We start from the raw sequence: 888 nt of genomic DNA on the forward strand, positions 1-888 counted from the left end.
TAAGGAAGTACAGAATGCGATCAGTGTTTCCAATAAGAGTGAAACAGAGATTATAGACATCAAGGCAACAACAGATGATCCGACAAAGTCCCAACAGATCGTCAAAGCAACAACAGAAATCTTCTTCAAAGAAGTAAAGGAAACCTTAAAAATCGAAAACATGACAGTCTTGAATGATCCTGAGGTAGAAGAAACACCAGTATCTCCAAGTAAGAAAATGAATACCTTGATAGGAGCATTACTTGGTTTATTGTGTTCAGGTGGCTATGTGTTCTTAACGTATTTATTGGATAAACGTTTAAGAACCAAACAAGAAGCAGAAAACTTCTTAGGAATTCCAGTACTAGCGGAGATTCCGTATTACGAGGAATAAGCAATGACCTACATAGATACCCATAATCATATGGCATGGGACATTGATGATGGATTCCAAAGCATGCAGGATAGTGAAGTAGCTCTTCGTATGATGGAGAAAGATGGCATTACAAAAATGATCGCAACACCGCATTTTGTCCCAGGTAATTTAAATAAACAAGATGTCATTGATATGAATGAAAGGATTTCAGATCTAAAGATGCTCGCAAAGCCTTATGGCATTGAAGTATATGAAGGTTGTGAGTTGTTTCTGAATCATGACTATCTAGATGCTTTGGACAATGAATTATATAACACACTTGCAGGAAGTCGTTACTTGTTGTGTGAGTTTGATGTAAGAAAGAACATAGATCACAACGATGAAGTGGAAGATATGTTGTATGAGTTGACGGTAAGAGATTTGATTCCGGTAGTAGCGCATGTAGAAAGATACTTTCATGAAGGTATTGATCTAGATAGAGTACAGGAATGGATAGATATGGGATGTCTGATACAAATCAATCGAACCAGTAT

At 36.9% G+C, this 888-nt stretch carries 2 protein-coding genes; both read left to right on the forward strand.

Annotation, left to right across the window (positions count from 1 at the left end; translation table 11 throughout):
• A partial coding sequence (locus UGRO018_RS17700) for a YveK family protein (RefSeq protein WP_416327838.1) occupies nt 1-373 on the forward strand: 373 nt, incomplete at its 5' end.
• A gap of 3 nt (nt 374-376) precedes the next feature.
• Nucleotides 377-888 (forward strand): CpsB/CapC family capsule biosynthesis tyrosine phosphatase (locus UGRO018_RS17705; RefSeq protein ID WP_416327839.1); only part of this gene is annotated, 512 nt, incomplete at its 3' end.

The organism is Hoskinsella mucinilytica (genome assembly GCF_045223415.1).
GTDB lineage: Bacteria > Bacillota_I > Bacilli_A > Erysipelotrichales > Erysipelotrichaceae > Hoskinsella > Hoskinsella mucinilytica.